Origin of the sequence: Pseudomonas sp. 5P_3.1_Bac2 (assembly GCF_025465995.1) — a bacterium.
GTDB lineage: Bacteria > Pseudomonadota > Gammaproteobacteria > Pseudomonadales > Pseudomonadaceae > Aquipseudomonas.
Genome location: NZ_JANLNY010000019.1, coordinates 23,421 through 42,280, shown reverse-complemented (window position 1 = coordinate 42,280; position 18,860 = coordinate 23,421). Strand labels below are relative to the sequence as shown.

Genomic DNA, 18,860 nt, shown 5'->3' with positions numbered 1-18,860 from the left:
CCAGCCATGAGTGATCTCCAACACCTGTTCGACAACAACGCCCGTTGGGCCGAATCGATTAAAGATGAAGATCCTGATTTCTTCGCCAAGTTGGCCCAGCAACAAGTGCCGGAATATCTGTGGATCGGCTGCTCCGATGCGCGGGTGCCGGCCAACGAAATCGTCGGCTTGCTGCCGGGCGATCTGTTCGTCCATCGCAACGTCGCCAACGTCGTGCTGCACACCGATCTGAACTGCCTGTCGGTGATTCAGTACGCCGTCGATGTGCTCAAGGTTAAACACATCCTGGTCACCGGCCACTACGGCTGCGGCGGGGTGCGCGCGTCGATGCAGAACAACCAGCTCGGCTTGATCGATGGCTGGCTGCGCAGCATCCGCGATCTGGCCTACGAGCATCGCGAGCATCTGCATCAGTTTGCGCTGGAGGAGGAGCGGGTCGACCGCCTTTGCGAACTCAACGTGATTCAGCAGGTGGCCAACGTCAGCCACACCAGCATCGTGCAAAACGCGTGGCATCGCGGCCAGGACCTGTCCGTACACGGCTGCATTTACGGGATCAAGGACGGGCGCTGGAAAAACCTTAACGTCACCGTCGCCGGTCTTGAGCAACTACCGGCGCAGTACCGTCTGCTGCCGCAATAACCCGAGGTGGTCATGACTCATTCGCGCCCGCTGGCTTTAGCGGGCTTGATGCTGGCCATTCTCTGCTGGGCTGGTAATGCCCTGTTGGCGCGGGCTTTTGCCGGGGAAATCCCGCCGCTGGCGCTGGCCTTCTGGCGCTGGAATTTAGCCCTGGTGATCTTGCTGCCCATTGTCGCGCTGCCCTTATGGCGTCATCGCCAGCAGGTGCGCGCGGCGGGCTGGCGTTTGTTGGTCGTCGCGGCGCTGGGCATCACCGGCTACAACTCGTTTTTGTACACCGCGGCACATAGCACAGCGGCGATCAATATCACCTTGGTCAACACCTGTATCCCGCTGATGACCGTGATTGCTGCTGGCCTGCTGCTTAAAGAGTGGCCGAGCCGGCGCGCCTGGCTGGGCATGTTGGTGGCGGTGCTGGGCTTGCTGATTTTGATCAGTCAGGCCCAGCTCAGCCGCTTATTGGGCTTAGCCTTTAGCCCGGGTGATGTGCTGATGCTGGTGGCCGTGGCGGACTGGGCGCTGTACTCGGTACTGCTGCGCCGTTGGGCCAGTTATCTGCACGCCATCCCGCCGCTGGCGCTGTTGGGCGTGATGATCCTGCTGGGGCTGGTCATGCTGCTGCCGCTGTATCTGTATGAGCACAGCCAGGGCGCCCGGTTTGAGGCGACCTTGCCGCATCTGGGCGTGGTGGCCTATACCGCGATCTTCGCCTCGCTGGTGGCCTATCTGGGCTGGAACCACGGGGTGAAGGTGCTAGGCGCTGGCAAGGCAGCGTTGACCAGCTACCTGATGCCAGTGTTTACCGCCATTCTCGGTTGGCTGCTGTTGGGCGAGCAGCTGCAAAGTTTCCACTGGATAGGCGGTGGCCTGATCTTCGCCGGCTTGCTGTTGGCCACGCGCAGTAGCGGCAAAGCTTAGGCGCGGGTTCAAGCAACAGGCGAGGGCGCATGGTGTAAGTGTTTTGTGCAGCGGCTCAGGGATAAAGCCGGCGCCCTTGCTTAGCATGCGCAGCACATTCACTTGGATGCTGCATAGATGAAGAAACTCCTGGTGCTTATCGTGTTGGCCGCCTTGGCCTGGCAGTTATATCTCAAGCCGCCGGCCAGCCCGTTGCTGACCAATATCAACCGTGACGGCTCAATCATGAGTCAGCCAGTGATCGAGCCGCCCAGTAACTGGCTGGACACACTGCTCAGCCTGTTGCCGGGCCGTGTGAGTGAAGCCACCACGGGCATTGAGCAAGCGTTGGAGCAATCCTTCAGCAGCAAGGTGTTTCGCTGCGACGGTCGCACTGACTGCTCGCAGATGACCTCCTGCGCTGAAGCCACTTACTTTCTGCGCAGTTGTCCGGGGGCCAAAATGGACGCTGACAACAACGGCGTGGCCTGTGCAAAACAGTGGTGCAGCCGTTAGGCGCGCATGGGCGACTTGCCTGCTCTCAATGATGGTCTGGCTGACGCGGGGCAAGGCCCGTGGCGTCTAACGGTGCGGTGTCTAGCTCGTACTTCTGGTTGAGCTGAACTGCTATCGCCATCCTTGCGCTAGGGCATGCACATACGGCCAATATTTCTATTAGAAAGGTCTTTGAAATTTTTTATTCTTTCCGTGCCTATGCTTGCTTAATGCACAGTCCGGCTTTCGGCGGTTGGCCACTGATGGGCCATAGCCTTGGAGGCAATGGATATTTTTTGCACGGAGCATGCAATGGGTTTGGAGCAGAGCCTGCGCTGCACGCAGTTGGGGGAGATGTTTAAAAACGACTACATCTGGCTGTGCGCCCGGGTGAAGCGCTCTTGGGGCTGTCCCCATGGCGCCCAGGATATTGCCGCAGAAGCCTTCTTACGGGTATTGGCGCTCAGCGAGCCGAGTGAGATTCGTGAGCCACGGGCGCTGCTTACCACCATCACCAAGCGCCTGATGTATGAACAGTGGCGTCGTCAGGATTTAGAGCGTGCCTACTGTGAGGCGCTGGCGCAGGCGCCGCAGTGGGCCCAGCCATCACCGGAAGAACGCTTGCTGCTCATCGAGACGTTGCTTGAGGTTGATCGCTTGCTTAATGGCCTGTCGGCCAAAGCCAAGGCAGCCTTTTTGTATCACCAGCTGGATGGTTTGACCTACGCGCAGATTGCCGAGCGTTTGCAGGTGTCGGTGAGCCGGGTGCAGCAATATATGGCCAACGCCTTTAAACGCTGCTACCTCGCCTTGGAGGCCGCGTGAGCCGGTGCGCCGCGGAAGCGCAGATCATTGATGAGGCGGCGCAGTGGCTGGCGCTGTTGCAGTCGGGCGCCGCTTCCGCGCAGGAGCAGTTAGCGTTCACTCGCTGGCGCGATGGCGATCCACGTCGTGCCGAGGTTTTTCAGCGGATGAACGCGAGCTTAAGCACCTTTAGCCATGACGATTTGCGCCGTCTACCCAGAGACAACCTGCTGCAGAGCCTGAACGCGCCCTCCGGGCGGCGACGTTTTTTGCGTAATTCCTTGGGCGTGCTGGGACTGGTGGCGGGCAGCGGTTGGCTGCTGCGCAACAGCGCTATGTGGCCGTCCTCAGGCACCCTGCGCACCGCTACGGGCGAGCGTTTAACGACGACGCTGGCAGACGGCAGCGCTCTGACTTTGGCGCCACGCAGCCAAGTGTTGGCGCAGATTGATGGCCACCAGCGGCTGTTGCAATTACGCGCCGGACAGCTGTTGCTGGAGGTGGCCACGGACCGCGCGCGGCCTTTTGTATTGGTCACGGCCGAGGGGCAAGTCCAGGCTTGGGGGCACCGCCTGTTGATGCGTGAGCGGGCAGGGCAAACTCAGATCACGGCGCTGACGGCCGAAGCGCAAATCATCACCGCCAATGGCTCACGGCAAGTGCTGCGGGCGGGCCAGCAGGCCTCATTCAGCGCTAATCGCATTGATGACCTGCAGGCCGTCGATGCCACGGCTACGGCGTGGACCCAGGGGCTGCTGGAGGTGCGTGATCGCTCGCTGGGGGAGGTGGTGGAGACATTGCGGGATTATCGCCCCGGCATTATCCGCATCAGCCCTGAGGCGGCACGGCTTAGGCTAAGTGGCATCTTTCCATTGGATGACACCAGCCGCACCCTGCATCTGCTGAGTAAATCCCTGCCGGTGCGGATCCGTTACCACAGTGCATATTGGGTCAGCATCGAGCTGGCCTGAGATGAAGGGGGCTTGTCCTCTATAAATATTGCCAGCCTGTTGCACAGTTAAATGATGGTCATTCTGGCGATGACAATCGCCGCCTAGCTTGTGGTTATAAAGCAATGCTTTATTGAGCTAATTCGGCTCTATAAAAAAACATCCTTGGTTCTTCAATCCATCAACCATACGAGATTGATGGAGGCTGTAACCATGAATATCACCTTGCCGCGCTGCGCATTGCTCAGCGCTTTAGCGCTAACGCTGGGCGTGGCCACTTACCCTCTACCCGCGCGGGCGCTAGGCCAAGCCGCGGCCGCCAGTCAGCTTCAGCTACAGGCCTTTGATTTGGCCCCAGGCCCGCTGGATCAGACGCTGCTGAGCATCTCGCGGCAAAGCGCGGTGAGCATTTCCTTCGCCCAGAACCTCGTGCAAGGCCTGAGCAGTGGCGCCATACACGGCAGCTTGAGCGTTGAGCAAGCTTTGCAGCAGGCCCTCAGCGGCTCTGGATTAGTGGCCGTGCCCAGTGGCGACGGCGGCTGGCTGCTACAGCGTGGCGCCAACCAAGCCGCCCAGGGCAAAACCGTAGTGCCCACGGCGGCAGCCCAACCCGGTGACGTAGCGTTGGCCAAAGTGGTGGTGACCGGTTCACGGATTGCCCGCGCCCAAGTTGAGGGGGCGTCACCGGTGACGGTGATCAGTGCAGAAGAGATCAGCAGTCGCGGTTACAAAAACGTCTACGACGCCCTTGCCGCACAAACCCAGAATACCGGTATGACCCAGGGCGAGGACTACGGCAATACCTTTCAGCCTGCGGCCAGCGCCCTTAACCTGCGCGGCTTGGGGCCCAATCACACACTGGTGCTGGTCAACGGTCAGCGCATTGCCGATTACCCGACTGCCTATGGCGGCAGCGTTAACTTCACCAATTTGGCCAACATTCCCTCGGTAATGATCGAGCGGATCGAGATTCTCAGCAGCGGCGCTTCGGCGGTGTATGGCTCAGATGCCATCGCAGGGGTGGTCAATATCATCCTCAAGGATCACATCGACGGCGTCGACGTTAACCTGCGTGGTGGCTACAACCAGCGCGGTGGCGGTGATAACCAGCGCTTGCAGATCAGCGGCGGGCACACCTGGGGGGATTTTGATGGGGTATTTGGCCTGGAGTTGAACAACCGCGAGCCGATTTGGGCCGATCAGCGCGGCTTTATGCAGGACGGCCCAGAGGTCAGTGTCGGCTCCCGGCGCAACCTTGAAACGGGTGAATATCTCAGCCCAGGTTGCGCCCCCTATGGCGGCATTTTCCAAGGCCGTTTAAATGAAAATGGTAAACGCTGCACCACCAGCGGTTATTACAACGATTACTGGACGCTGCAAACGCAAAAGGAAAACTACGACGGGTATAGCCGCGGTACTTGGCACTTTAGCGACAGCGGCAAGGTGTTTGCCGATTTGATGTTTGGCTTCGACCACATCCAAAACAACACCCGTGGTCCCAGCTTTACCTCGCCGGACTTTATCAACAGCAACAGCGGTGATCTGGAGCGCTGGTCGCGCAATTTTGCCAGTGAAGAAATCGGCGGCAAGAGCAGCAATAACAGTAAGTGGCGCGAGGTGTCCTGGACCGCCAGCTTAGGTCTGGAGGATAAAATCGCGGACAGCAGCTGGGGCTATCAACTCAATGCCAACCGCTCCGAATATCACAGCACCCGCACCACTCGTTACACGCCGCTAAGCAGCATCCGTGATTACTTCCTAGGCCCGCAATTGGGCACTCAAGACGGCTATCCGCTCTTTGCCCCCAATGAGTCGCGCCTGGATCGGCCGCTCAGTGAAGATGAGTGGCGGCGGTTTCGCGGCAATCTCGAAGAAAAAAGTAAGTCGGTGTCGCAGACCTTTAGCGCCAACCTCAATGGTGAACTGTTTGATTTACCAGCCGGGCCGGTGGCCTTTGCCGGGGTAGCGGAAGTGGGGCGGCAGTCGTATCACATCGATGTGGATGACGGCATCAATGCCGGGCGTTTCTACAACCGTAACCCTGCCGAGAATTCCGGCGGCAGCCGTGATCGTTATGCGGTGGGCGGTGAGTTGAGCATTCCGCTGACCGACAGCCTGCTGGCATCGGCTGCGGGGCGTTGGGATCAGTACAAGTTCAGTGGTCGTACTGAACAACAGAAGACTTACAACCTCGGGCTTGAGTGGCGGCCATTTACGACCTTGTTGCTGCGCGGCAGCTACAGCACCAGCTTCCGCGCGCCGGACCTGAACTACATCTACCAGGCCGACACCGCTGGCTACACCCCGGGGCAGATTGATTATTACGGCTGCAGCCAGGGCGTGGAGGGCAGCTGTGAGCGAGACCGGGTCGATTATGTGCAAAGCGGCACCCCTGATTTGGCCTCTGAACGCGGCAAATCTTGGACCTATGGCCTGGTTTGGTCGCCGTCGCGGCAATTCGATTTATCCGTGGACTTCTGGCGGGTGCAGATCAGCGATTTGCTCACTACGGTCGATATCAACCGTCTGCTGCAGGAGGAAGAGCAGTGCCGCAATGGCGGGGGCGCTGCCGGCGGTTGTGCTGCCGTGCTGGCGCGGATTCAGCGTAACGCGGCAGATGCCGCCGTCGATCCGAATAAGCTGCGTGAAGTGCAGATCAATGCCATCAACGCGGCCAGTGAGCGGGTCAGCGGCCTCGATCTGAAGAGCAATATTCGCTGGGGGGCAGGCTCGTACGGGGCTTTTAGTTCGAGCATTGGCTACAGCCTAGTGTTGTCCCATTACTACAAAGAGGCCGACGACTCCTCCAGCCAAAACTTGCGTGACAGTGCGGCCAGCAATGACTGGCGCAGCAAGGTCAACGCCAGCCTGACTTGGGACTACCAGGATTTTACCGCCACCCTCACGGGTATTCGCTACGGCAGCGTTACCAACGGCGCCGCAGATGGTCGGCTGACGCCCTGGACCACCTTTAACGCCAGTGCACGCTTGCAGGTCAACGACCAGGCCAGTATCGGCCTTACGGTGAATAACCTGCTGAACCAAATCAAAAAGGATGACTCGGCCGGCTGGCCCTATTACCCCACCGGTAACTACGACCCTTATGGTCGCCAAGTGTGGCTGGATGTGAGTTATCACTTTGGTGGTTGAACTTAGATCCTCTACGTAAGCGCATAAGCACAGTTACTAACAGTCTAAGCGCGCTCTATAAAAAGTCCGGCCCTGCGCTTCAACCCTGCATAACAAACTCATATGCAGGGAGCGCTCATGTCTTATTCAATACCTAGCCGGTTCTTCTTTACCTTGCTCGCCAGTGCCGTGGCCGCCAGTGCGTTGACCACCCGAGTGCTGGCCAGTGAATTTGATATTCCCGCCGGTGGGCTCGACCACACCTTGCTCAGTATTTCCCAGCAAAGTGGCCAGCCCATTGCCTTTGAGCAAGCCCTGGTGGCGGGTCTTAACGCGCCGGCGATCAAAGGCAACCTGAGTGCCGGCCAGGCGTTGCAAATCGCCCTGCAGGACAGCGGCTTACAAAATGTCACGGAGCCTGACGGTATCGTGATCAGCGCGGCGCCGGTTGCGGCTGAAAGCAGCGCGCCGGTGGCTGCGGCGGTGCCCGCGGTGATTCCACAGTTGCAGCGGATTGAAGTGACCGGCAGCGCGATCCGCCGCGTGGATGCCGAAACCGCAGTGCCGGTGACCATCCTGCGCGCTGAAGAGTTGAAGAAGCAGGGCGTGACCAGCACTGAACAACTGATCGGGCGCATCGCGGCTAACCAAGCCTCGGTGGGCTCTGGCCGCTCGGTGGGGTCTACCACTGGCGGGGCATCATTTGCCGACTTACGCGGCATTGGCCCGAATAAAACCCTGGTGCTGCTCAATGGCCGGCGCCTAAGCAATAATGCCAACGGCGCCAGTGACGGGGTGCAGGGTTCCGGGGTGGATATCAACACCATTCCCTTTGCGGCCATCGACCGCGTGGAAGTGTTACGCGACGGCGCCTCGGCCTTATATGGCACAGATGCCATCGGCGGGGTGATCAACTTCATCACCAAAAAAAGCCTGACCGATGGCCAGCTCACCGTCGGCGGCAGCACGCCGACCCATGCCGGTGGCGGCGATTCAAGCAACTTCAGCGGCAGCTGGGGTTTCGGCGATTTGGAGGAAGATCGCTTCAATGTGTTTGGCGTGATCAGTTACGACAAACAGCAAAGCCTCAAAGCCAAGGATCGTGACTACACCTACAACTACCAGCCAGGCCGGGGTTTGGATTACTCCTCAGGCATCACCGCCCCGGCTAACTGGAGCCAGGGCAACAATGCCGCCAACCCCTTGGCTGGCTCCGGGTGCAACGCACCGGGGATGGTCGGGCGCGGTGATGTTTGCCGCGAGTCGGTGTGGCGCTATCTGGACCTGGTGCCGGAAACCGAGAAGACCTCGTTTTTCGGCAAGGCCACCGGGCAACTGGCCGATGATCACAGCGTCAGCCTGGAGTATTTCTGGGCGCGCAATCTCAATCGTTATCAGATCGGCCCAGGTCCGCTGATCGGCTTACAGGTGTCGCCTAATTCGCCCTATTACCCAGGCAACGGCATTACTCCCGGTCCCAGTGGTTTCAGCCTCGATCCCTCGCAGCCGGTGGATGTCAACTGGCGCGAGACTGACCTGGGGCCGCGCCGCTTTGAAGATGACAACGTGGCGCAGCGCTTGCTGCTGAATTTCGAGGGGGTCTTTGCCGGGTGGGACTACAACATCGGCGCCGCCTACAACCAAAACAAGGTCAGTAACGGCATTCGCAGTGGTTTGGCGGATGACCGCGCCATCGCGGCTGGCATCAACAATGGCGTGCTTAACCCCTTCGGCCCGCAGTCGGCGCAAGGCACTGCCTTGCTGGCAGAAAATAGCGTTGATGGCGATTACGCCAACGCGGTGGGCCGGGTCAAAAGCATTGATGGGCGTATCAGCCGCGATATCGGCGATTGGTTTGGCGTAGGGCCGGCGGCATTAGCCCTGGGCGGTGAGTATCGCAAAGAGGATTTCCATCAGGACTACGAGGCGTTTACCGCCAACTTGCAGAGCCTCGGGGTTGACCCCGCAGGGGCGGCCTCAGGTGATCGCTCCGTCTCGGCGCAATACGCCGAGCTGAATGTGCCGGTGTTGGAGAGCCTGGAATTGACCGCCGCCGTGCGCCACGACAAATACAGCGACTTTGGCAGCACCACCAACCCCAAATACTCCTTCCGCTTTCAGCCGTTTCGCGAGTTAGTTCTGCGTGGCGCCTACAGCGAAGGCTTCCGCGCGCCATCGCTGTATGAGCTGTATAACCCCACGGCGCTCGGCATCACGGTGTCCAACTACAACGACCCGCGCCTGTGCCCAGGCGGCGTGCCGAGCAATGGCGGCCTGGCCAACCGCGACTGCGCGCAGCAGTTCTTTAGCAGCAACGGCGGTAACCCTGATCTAGACCCGGAGACCGCGCGCAACGTCACCCTGGGCTTGGTCTATCAGCCGATTAACAGCCTGTCGTTGGGGCTGGATTTCTGGTGGATCAAGATTGCCAACCAGATTGCGCCGTTCCCGGAGTCGGCGGTGTTCCAGCAGCCGGATCTGTATCCAGAGCGCTTGGTGCGCAAGCCTGATGGCACCATCGACCACATCATTACCGGCCTGGCTAACCTGGGTAAGGTGAAGACCAGTGGTATCGACGTGAGCTTCGACTACCGCTTTCCTGAGTCCACCCTTGGCCAGTTCGGCGCCAATCTGCAAGGCACCTACGTCACCCGCTATGACTATCAAGAACAAATCGACGGCGCCTATATCGACAAGCTCGGCGATTATCGCGGCGGCAGCTTCACCACCGCAGGGGCCGTCGCCCGCTGGCGGCACACCCTTAACGGCACTTGGAGCAAAGGTCCGTTAGCCGCCACGCTGACCAACCGCTACACCAGCGGTTACAACGATTCTGATCGCGCCGGCCACGACCAAGTGGGCTCTTGGAATATCTGGGATTTGGCTGGTACCTACAGCTGGCGAGAGGTTGCCCAAGTGACAATCGGAGTGCAAAACCTGTTCGACCGCGAGCCGCCATTCAGCAACCAGACCTCCACTTTCCAAAGCGGCTACGACCCACGCTACTCCGACCCCTTTGGCCGCATTCTGTATAGCCGGGTGTCCTATAACTTCTGACGAAGCTTGTTGGCAAACCAGCTGATCAGTCGGGAACTGACGGAGCCAGTGGCGCACTGGCTCCGTTTCTTTTATCAGGCCAGGGGCAAGCCCAAACCCATCATCTTGCTGGCGCTGCCATCACCACTGTAAACCGCTGCCAGCCTGCTCAGTTGCCTTGAGCAGGCTGGCAGCGGTAGCGCTGGCACCAAGTCAGGTGGATACAACCAACGCGCCTTTATCGGCTAAAGACACTTTTGCCCAGGGCTCGACTATTTTTAGAGGCCCGGATGTTTTAGAAGCCCGGTTGGGCAATGCACTCACCGACCAGCACCAGAGCCCCCCATTTCGGGTCGATCTCAGTATCGGCGTAGGTGAGGGGCATAACGGCAAAGGTGTCGCTCATCTCCTGTGTACCCAGCACCATGCCGGTTATTTTCCAGATTTCAGCCTGGACCGGCAGGTGATTGGGATTAGGGCTCAGGATCAGCGCTACCAGTCCGCCACGCTTGATCTGCCCCTGACGCACGCGTTCAGCCTTGTGCACGCGATAGTTCACCGAGAGGTCAGCCGCATGCGGGTCAACGCCCCACTGGCGTGTCCAGCCTGCCGCAAACTCCGCTACGTCGGGTTGCAGCAGAATATCTTCAGCTTCTACGCCACTGGCCAAGTGCATGAAATCAAAGTGCGTCCAGTCAACCCTGTTGGCCGATGGCGGGGTGACCTTCCAGTTGCCGTAGTGGGCAATTTTCTTCACTGAATTGAAAAATGGCGTGTCAATTTCCCTCAGCCAAGGGTTGTAACCCCGGCTCTCGGCATCTGCACGGGGCGTGTAAGTGAGCAGCAACATTTTTTCACTGAACATTCGTTTTATTCCTTATTGAATTGCGAATGCAGGGGAATGGGAAACATGTTCCGGGTATGGCTGTTTAGCTCAAGGACGATGAGCCAAGCGCAGAATCGCTAGAGCAAGACCTAGGCCAGCCTTAGGAAATGGGTTAACTGGCTGAAAATACTTAAGTTTTAAAAATGAAAGGAAAGCTGCGGGCTTTCAGAAGTTAACGCCGGCTTGCAATCTGAAAGTGAGCGGGCCTGAGGTTCTACCCCTAACTCAGGGCGCAGCGGTTTACACGACGGCTGTTTAACGCTGAGTTATGCATTGCACTCAATGGTGGGCGTTGCTTGCGGCGCACAGTGCAGATGTAGGCCAAGTGTCACTGCGCCCACTATGAAAAATGCCCGCGCGCGATCCTGCTACGTTAAAAATCGTTTTCAGTGAAAGCTCCAGCCCTGTCGTGGTCTGAGCTTCGATTCGGCACGCGGGAGTGGGCGTTATCAAGTAGCGGCGTTGTGCTGTGCTGCAGACTGCGCATCGGTCAGCGTCTGGCCCGGAGATCCTGTGGCAGACCTGAGCCAAGTCGCTTTGCTGCACTGGATGGCCGCAGCAGGACCGTGCCGTGCGGTCTTAGGCATCGCCCAAGGCCTTGCGCCCCGGGCTTTATATTCAGCCGTTAATACGCACAGGCCCCAGTGGTGCGTTTGGCATTGGCTTTAAGTTTGATGATCAGCTGCACGTTTGGCTCATCGCCGACGGTGCGGCTGATATGGCCGATGCGCTCGTCACCCGGGCGCGGTTTCGCGTTGGCGTCGGCATTGAATTGCATCTGCCCTGGGCCTTGGGTGAGCACGCTGCCGTCTGTGGTTTCCACTGACCATTGGCCTTTGAGGGTGATCACCCATTGCGGCCCTGGCGCATGGTGCCAAGTGCCGACATAGCCTGGCGGCAATACGGCATAGGCAATGCTTTCCACTTCATCGGGCGATACGCCAATCCACTGCGGCGCGGCGGGCGGGGCGTAGCTTTTGAAGTCCAAGCCTTCGATCGTGCAGTGGCTGACATGGCTGGCGCCCTGATCGTCAGCCCACACATTGGCGTACTCAATCACGGGCTGATCCGGTTTTTTCTCTGCATGCACTTCTGCTTGCGCGCTGAGCGAAATCCCCAGGCCCAGCAATAAGGCTGCGCTAAGCAGTGTTCTGGCTGAAGTCGGACGTTGGTGGGTTGGCGTTACGTGCTGCATAAGCCTGCTCCTTGCAATTGGCTGTTAAGTCATTCCATTTTTGCTGGATGTCCGGGCGTTTAAAGCAGACCGCTGATGAAGCGCTGGCTAAACAACCGGGCATCGGTTCGCTAAACGCGCTGCCAGTGAGCGGGCCGCCTCTGGTCAGTGGCAGCCCGCTACGGGGCCATTTAGCTGATAGCCGCGCGGCTAAATTCGCCGTCAAGCAAACGCAATAGACCGAGTGGATTGGCGTTTTGCAGAGGCGCTGGCAGCAGTTCGTCGGCGAAGTTCTGGAAGCAGACCGGGCGCAGGAAGCGATCGATGGCCAGAGTGCCCACCGATGTGCCGCGGGCATCGGAGGTGGCCGGGTAGGGGCCGCCATGCACCATGGTATCGCTCACCTCGACCCCGGTTGGATAACCGTTGATCAACAGGCGGCCGACCTTTTCTTGCAGCAGTTCAATCAGCCCGCGCCAGTTAGTCAGCTCCTGCGCTTCACCAATCAAGGTGGCGGTAAGCTGCCCGCGCAGTGCGGCAATGCCTGCAAACAACTGCGCTTGATCTTCCACCTCGATCAAGATGGTCGCCGGGCCGAAGATTTCTTCCTGCAACAGTTCATCGCCTTTGAGCAGCAGGCTGACATCCGCTTGAAACAGCTGCGGCTGTGCTTTGTCCTGCCCTTGGCTGGTGCCGGCCAGATGCTGGATGCCAGGATGGTCATGCAGATGCTGTAAGCCCTTGCGGTAGTTGGCAAGGGTGCCGCGATTGAGCATGGTTTGTTCGGGCTGAGCTGCCATCTGTTGCTTGAATTGCTCGATAAAGGCGCTGAAGGCCGGCGAACGTAAGCCGAGGATCAAGCCTGGGTTGGTGCAGAACTGGCCGCAGCCGAGGGTGACCGAGCCGCTCAACTCGCGGGCAATTGCTGCGCCACGGGTTTGCAGGGCTTCGGGCAAAAGCAGCACCGGGTTGATGCTGGACATCTCGGCGAACACCGGAATCGGCTGCGCCCTTGCGGCGGCCAGGCGGCCCAGGGCGTTACCGCCTTTAAGTGAGCCAGTAAAACCGACGGCCTGAATGGCGGGGTGTTGCACCAACCATTCGCCCACGCCGCTGCCATACAGCATATTGAACACGCCGGCGGGCATGCCGCTGCGCTCGGCGGCGCGCAGGATGGCATCGGCCACCCATTCTGCCGTGGCCATGTGGCCGCTGTGGGCCTTGAATACTACTGGGCAACCAGCCGCCAGCGCCGAGGCCGTATCACCACCAGCGGTGGAAAAGGCCAGGGGGAAGTTGCTGGCGCCAAACACGGCCACCGGGCCCACACCAATACGGTATTGGCGCAGATCTACCCGGGGCAGGGGCTGCCGTTCGGGCTGCGCGCGGTCGATGCGCGCGGCGTAGAAATCCCCGCGCCGCAGCACTTGGCCAAACAGGCGCAGTTGATTGCTGGTGCGGCTGCGTTCGCCCTGAATACGTCCCGTGGGCAGGGCCGTTTCGCGGCTGACCGTGGCGATAAAATCCTCGCCCAAGGCATCCAGCTCCTCGGCGATAGCCTCAAGAAATTCGGCGCGGCGCAGCGCTGGCAGATTGCGGTAGCTTGGCCACGCGGCTGCGGCCGCATTAGCCGCCGCAGCCACCTCGGCTTCGGTGGCCTGAATAAACACCGCTGGCAGCGCTTCGCCGGTGCTGGCATCAAGGCTGTGCAGGCGGATGTCGCCCTGTGCCGAGCGCTGACCGCCAATGTAGTTGTGACCGAGAAGTTGGCTCATAGCTGGCTCCGTCATGGGGTTGAAAATCAGGTAATGGCGCCGATCTGCCACGGCACGAACTCGTTCTGGCCGTAACCATGTTGTTCGCTCTTACTGCGCTGGCCGGAGGCAATGGCCAGCATCAGCTGGTAGATGTGTGCGCCGCGTTCTTCGATGGTCGCGCTGCCGTCGGCAATACCGCCGCAGTTGACGTCCATGTCTTCTTCCTGGGTCTGCCACAGGCGTGTGTTGGTCGCCAGCTTGATGGCGGGCGAGGGCGCGCAGCCGTAGGCGGAACCGCGTCCGGTGGTAAAGGCGATCAGATTGGCGCCGCCCGCCACCTGGCCGGTGGCGGAGATCGGGTCGTAGCCTGGGGTGTCCATAAACACCAGGCCGTGGGCGCGCACGGCTTCGGCATATTGGTAAACATCGACCAGATCGCTGGAACCGGCCTTGGCCACGGCGCCGAGGGACTTCTCTAGGATGGTGCTCAGGCCGCCGGCCTTGTTGCCGGCGGAAGGGTTGTTGTTGAGCTCGGCGCCCATCCGCTGACAGTAAGCTTCCCACCAGCGGATGCGCTCGATGAGTTTCTCACCGACCTGTTGGCTGACCGCCCGGCGCGTCAACAGGTGCTCGGCGCCGTAGATTTCAGGGGTCTCGGACAGGATTGCGGTGCCGCCGGCGGCGACCAGACGGTCCACCGCATTGCCCAGCGCCGGGTTGGCTGTGATGCCTGAGAAACCGTCCGAGCCACCGCACTGCAGGCCGACGGTGAGATGCTTCACGCTGACCGGCTCACGCTTGATCTGGTTGGCTTCGGCCAGCAAGGTTTTGATCTGTTCGATACCGCGGGCGATGGTTTTCGAGGTGCCGCCGGTGCCTTGGATGGTAAAGGTGCGCAGGGTGTTGCTATGTTGCAGACCTTGCGTGGCCAGCAGCTCCGGAATCTGATTGGTCTCGCAACCCAGCCCGATCATCAGTACCGAATGAAAGTTGGCGTGTATCGCGTAGCCACCAAGGGTGCGGCGCAGCATGGCCAGGGCTTCGCCATTGGGGTCCACCGCACAGCCGGTGCCGTGGGTAAGGGCGACCACCCCATCGACATTGGGGTAGACCGCCAGGGCTTCAGGGTGAATATCGCGGCGAAAGTAGTCGGCGATGGCTCGCGCCACCGTGGCTGAGCAATTCACTGAAGTGAGGATGCCAATGTAGTTGCGCGTGGCCACCCGGCCATCGGTGCGGACAATGCCCATAAAGCTGTCCTGCTGGGTGACTTGAGTGCCTTGGGCATCGACGCCGAAGGCGTAATCGCGACTGAAATCGCCCATGCTCAGGTTATGCACATGTACGTGCTGGCCGGCGGCGATAGCCTGGCTGGCGAAGCCGATGATCTGGCCATAGCGCCGCAGCGCCTGCCCTGGGGCAATGTCCCGCGCTGCCACTTTATGCCCCGCGGGAATGGCCTCGCGCACCTGGATGCCTTCAATCAGCTGCAGGCCAACAGTTAAGTTCTGGCGGGCGATCAATACATCGTCCGCTGGGTTAAGGCGGATCACGGCCAGGGCCGCGTTGTCACTGCCGGTTTTCGTAATGATTTGCACAGGGGTTACCTCCCAAGACAGCAGGGGCTTAGGCCAGCCCACGCTCGCGATAGTCGATCAGGCTGGAGAACAGCAGCAGGCCGAGGGCCATGGCTACGAAGAACATCAGGGCCAGGAAATAGGACGCCGAGAACTGCACGATCAGGCCGATCAGAATGGGCACAATAACGCCCACCATGTTGCCGCAGAAGTTCATGCCGCCACCCAAAACGCCGGCCTTGGATTTGCCGCCGAGAATGGCCGGCAGAAACCAGTACATGCCGCACCAACGGATGAAGAACAGCGCGACGCACAGCAGGCAGATGGCCTTGCTGGCCTCTGGGGTGTAGGCGACCAACAGGATGCATACGGCGGACACGGCAGACGCCCCGGCGAACATGCTGCGCATGACCCTGTTGGGTTGGCCACCGTGGCTACGACATTTATCCGCCGCCCAGCCACCAAACAGTTCACCGACGAAGCCGCACATGAAAATCAGGAAGGTTGCTCCGCCCATGGCTTTGATATCGAGGCCGTGGGCTTGGTGCAGGTAGCTCGGCATCCAGGTCAGCAAGCCGTAGAACACACTGTTGTAACAGGCGTAGCCGGCGAACATGCACAGCACCGAACGGCTTTTGAGCAGCACCCTGAGCTCGCCCGTGCGGTTGCCGTTAGATTGCTTGGCGGCATCGTTAGCCTGGGTGATGTAGTCCAGTTCCGCCTGGTTCACCAGGGGATGCTCACTGGGATGATTACGGATGTACCACCAAGCCCAGATGCCGACCAAAACGGTGCCTGTGCCGGAGATGACGAAAGCCAGGCGCCAGGAGCCGAACCAAGCAATCAGGGCCGTCACAATGATCGCCCCCAGAGCACTGCCCAGCGGTGCTCCGCCATCCACCAGCGTGGCCCCACGGCCACGTTCATTGGGTGTTAGCCAGGCGCCGTTGAGCTTGGCTCCGGCAGGCATGATCGGGGATTCCGCAACACCCAGGCCCACGCGCGTAATCAGCAACGTGATCCAGTTATGGGCAAGCCCGCCTAAGGCTTGAAACGCCCCCCAGCTGACTGTCGCGACCCCGATTATGTGGCGCACCTGCAGGCGATCCAGCAGCATGCCGCTGGGTATCTGCATCAACGCGTAGGACCAAAAAAAGGCACTGAGCATCAGGCCCTCTAGGGCCGGGGTCAGTTTGAACTCGGCCGAGATCAGCGGCAGAGCCACTGACAGCGAGGCTCGGTCGATATAGTTGACGGCTGCCAGCAACAGCAAAATCAGGAAAATCCGCCAGCGCACATTGCTCGGGCGCGCGCTGTCATTAGCAGCGATAGCAGGCGATAGAGCTTTTGAAGAAGAACTGTTGTTCATGCTCATCTCACTTTTATGTTTGTTATGAAATGTCGCAGCTTGGCCTTGCGATCCGCGCAGTTCAGAGCGGTTTCACGGCGCCTGGTTTGAGGGGCGCAGGGGCTTGGCCCACGCTATTGCGCAGCGGTGCGCCAAACGCCTCGAGGCTGATTTCGAACACATCGCCCTCAACGGTTTTGATCTGATCGGCAAAGGACAGGGTGGCAGTGCCAAAGAAGTGGATATGCACATCACCAGGGCGGAGGAACTGGCGGTACTTGAAGTGGTGGTACTCCAGGTTTTCTAGGGAGTGACACATATTGTTCTCACCACTGAGGAACGGCTTTTCCCACAGCACGCTGTCGCCACGGCGAATCCGACTGACCCCTTCGAGATGGCTAGGCAGGTCGCCCATGCGCAGCTCCGGGCCGTACGAGCAATTACGTAGTTTGGAGTGGGCCAGGTACAGGTAGTTGCGGCGCTCCATGACGTGATCGGAAAACTCGTTACCGATGGCAAAACCCAGACGGTAGGGCAGGCCATCGTTACCGATCACATACAGGCCGACCAGTTCCGGCTCTTCGCCGGCATCTTCGGCAAAGCTCGGGCTCTGAAAAGCCTGGCCGGGACGTACCACGCTAAACCCATCGCCCTTGTAAAACCATTCCGGCTGCGCCCCCACCGTGCCGCGATGGGGGCGGCCACCTTCGATCCCCCATTGGAACATCTGGGCGGTGTCGGTCAGTGCTGCGGCATTGTCGGCTTTGTACTGATGCATCTTGTCCCGGGTCGATGCGCTACCTAGGTGAGTCAGACCGGTACCGCTGATCAGACAGTGGGCTGGATCCACGTGATCTAAAGGCGGCAGGACACGACCCTGATCGAGGGCCAATTGATAACTTTCAGTACTTTGGTCCAGACCACGGCCCTGAATCTCTGCTTTGAGGCTGCGCCGGTTACTGATGGCGGCCAAGGCCAGATCGCGCATGTGCACGGTATTGCGCACCGCTTGAATCAGGTCGCCATCAACCACTGCGACACGGCGTTGAGAGGTTTGGGTTTCGAACTGGATCAGGCGCATGGTGGCTCCGTGGGGTTATTTTTATGATCAACTCAGGTCACTTTAAAATTCCCCGTAAGTGCTGCCTAATGAGACCTAATGTCCTTGCGATAACTTTTGGTGATCCCCTTGCTGCCGTCCTTGAGTTCCATGGTTTCGCGCCTGCGCCTACGCCAGTTGCAATTGCTGATCAGCCTCGATGAGCTGGGCTCGATCCATAAAGCCGCCGAGGTCATGTCGATCACTCAACCTGGCGCGACTAAAGCCCTGAGCGAGATTGAATCGACCCTGGGCGCGGTGCTGTTTACCCGCACCAGCAAAGGGCTTGAGGCCAATGCTTTAGGCCGCTGTGTGGTGCGCTATGCGCGCCTGATCAATACCGATATGGCCCATCTGCGCGAAGAGATGATCGGCATTCTGCAAGGCCACGGCGGGCGCTTGTCGGTGGGCACGATCATGGGCGCAGTGCCAATGTTGGTGGCGGGTTTGTCCAGCTTGCGCCATGAACAGCCAGACCTCTCGATTACGGTGATCGAAGAGACCAGCGACCAGTTGCTCAGCCTGCTGGATCAAGGGCGGCTGGATCTGGTGATCTGCCGCACCAGTGTCAGCCGAAGGCCGGATGCCTACGACAGCCGCGGCAATCGCGAGGAGCAACTGGTGCTGGTGGCCAATCCGGGCCATCCCCTGGCAAGCCATAGCCGTCTTGAGCTGGCCCAGCTGGTGGATTCCCGCTGGATTGTCTTCCCGGTCAACATGCCGTTGCGCCTGACCTTGGAGCGTGAGTTTCGTGAAGCGGGGTTGAGCTTCCCGCACTATCCAATCGAAACCTCATCCACCTTCACAACCCTGAGCCTGCTGCTCCAAGACCCCGGGGCGGTGGCGCTGATGCCGTGGGATGTGGCCAAGTTGAACGTCAGCCAGGGCTCACTCGTCGAGCTGCCGCTGTACTTTCATTCGCGCAGCGAGCCCTATGAAATCGTCACCCGCCGAGGCGTGGAACTGAGCAGCCCATCCCAGGCCCTGATCCGGATTTTGACGCAGTGAGAACAGCCTCGCGCGAAGGATTGCCAGATCGCAAGCGTGAGAGTTTTCATGCTTAGAG

The 18,860-nt window shown here is 59.8% G+C and carries 13 protein-coding genes and 1 pseudogene; 8 read left to right on the top strand and 6 right to left on the bottom strand.

The genetic code is table 11. The features are described 5' to 3' along the window. The first annotated feature begins 6 nt into the window (after positions 1 to 6). The 7 genes from can to NTD81_RS11360 all read left to right on the top strand — a co-directional run bounded on the left by can (position 7) and on the right by NTD81_RS11360 (position 9,974). Complete coding sequence (gene can / locus NTD81_RS11390; protein WP_262182470.1) at positions 7 to 642, top strand: carbonate dehydratase; 636 nt, start codon at positions 7 to 9, stop codon at positions 640 to 642. Positions 643 to 654: 12 nt separating this feature from the next. Further along, positions 655 to 1,560, top strand: coding sequence for a DMT family transporter (locus NTD81_RS11385; protein ID WP_262182469.1), 906 nt, complete (start codon positions 655 to 657; stop codon positions 1,558 to 1,560). Positions 1,561 to 1,677: 117 nt separating this feature from the next. Beyond that, entirely contained in the window at positions 1,678 to 2,055 is a 378-nt protein-coding gene (locus NTD81_RS11380) for an excalibur calcium-binding domain-containing protein (protein ID WP_262182467.1), read from the top strand. 291 nt (positions 2,056 to 2,346) lie between these two features. Then, entirely contained in the window at positions 2,347 to 2,859 is a 513-nt protein-coding gene (locus NTD81_RS11375) for a sigma-70 family RNA polymerase sigma factor (protein ID WP_262182466.1), read from the top strand. Beyond that, a complete protein-coding gene (locus NTD81_RS11370) occupies positions 2,856 to 3,809 on the top strand; it encodes a FecR domain-containing protein (RefSeq protein ID WP_262182465.1) in 954 nt (317 codons plus the stop codon). Before NTD81_RS11375 ends, NTD81_RS11370 begins: the two co-directional genes overlap by 4 nt. A 192-nt stretch (positions 3,810 to 4,001) precedes the next feature. Beyond that, a complete protein-coding gene (locus NTD81_RS11365) occupies positions 4,002 to 6,938 on the top strand; it encodes a TonB-dependent receptor (protein ID WP_262182464.1) in 2,937 nt (978 codons plus the stop codon). Between the two features lie 117 nt (positions 6,939 to 7,055). Continuing rightward, positions 7,056 to 9,974 (top strand): TonB-dependent receptor, encoded by a 2,919-nt coding sequence (locus NTD81_RS11360; RefSeq protein WP_262182463.1) that lies wholly within the window; start codon positions 7,056 to 7,058, stop codon positions 9,972 to 9,974. 274 nt (positions 9,975 to 10,248) lie between these two features. Here NTD81_RS11360 and NTD81_RS11355 read toward each other — a convergent pair whose 3' ends face one another. The 6 genes and pseudogenes from NTD81_RS11355 to araD1 form a co-directional block, all read right to left on the bottom strand. After that, positions 10,249 to 10,818 carry a hypothetical protein gene (locus tag NTD81_RS11355; RefSeq protein ID WP_262182461.1) on the bottom strand — a complete coding sequence of 190 codons (570 nt, stop codon included), beginning with the start codon at positions 10,816 to 10,818 and terminating at the stop codon, positions 10,249 to 10,251. A 646-nt stretch (positions 10,819 to 11,464) separates the two neighbouring features. Beyond that, positions 11,465 to 12,034: a hypothetical protein gene (locus NTD81_RS11350; protein WP_315974689.1), complete on the bottom strand. Its 570-nt coding sequence runs from the start codon at positions 12,032 to 12,034 to the stop codon at positions 11,465 to 11,467. A gap of 170 nt (positions 12,035 to 12,204) precedes the next feature. After that, complete coding sequence (locus tag NTD81_RS11345) at positions 12,205 to 13,788, bottom strand: aldehyde dehydrogenase (NADP(+)) (protein ID WP_262182459.1); 1,584 nt, start codon at positions 13,786 to 13,788, stop codon at positions 12,205 to 12,207. Between the two features lie 26 nt (positions 13,789 to 13,814). After that, on the bottom strand, positions 13,815 to 15,368 hold the full coding sequence (locus NTD81_RS11340) for a UxaA family hydrolase (RefSeq protein WP_262182458.1): 1,554 nt from the start codon (positions 15,366 to 15,368) through the stop codon (positions 13,815 to 13,817). A gap of 28 nt (positions 15,369 to 15,396) precedes the next feature. Next, positions 15,397 to 16,638, bottom strand: a pseudogene (locus NTD81_RS11335) (MFS transporter); the annotation flags it as partial. Between the two features lie 139 nt (positions 16,639 to 16,777). Continuing rightward, the gene (gene araD1 / locus NTD81_RS11330; RefSeq protein ID WP_262182455.1) at positions 16,778 to 17,776 is read right to left on the bottom strand and encodes an AraD1 family protein; all 999 of its coding nucleotides are present in this window, start codon (positions 17,774 to 17,776) and stop codon (positions 16,778 to 16,780) included. A 108-nt stretch (positions 17,777 to 17,884) separates the two neighbouring features. On the opposite strand from araD1, the gene NTD81_RS11325 reads away from it, so the two are divergent. Continuing rightward, complete coding sequence (locus NTD81_RS11325; RefSeq protein ID WP_262182454.1) at positions 17,885 to 18,802, top strand: LysR family transcriptional regulator; 918 nt, start codon at positions 17,885 to 17,887, stop codon at positions 18,800 to 18,802. The last annotated feature ends 58 nt before the right edge of the window (positions 18,803 to 18,860 follow it).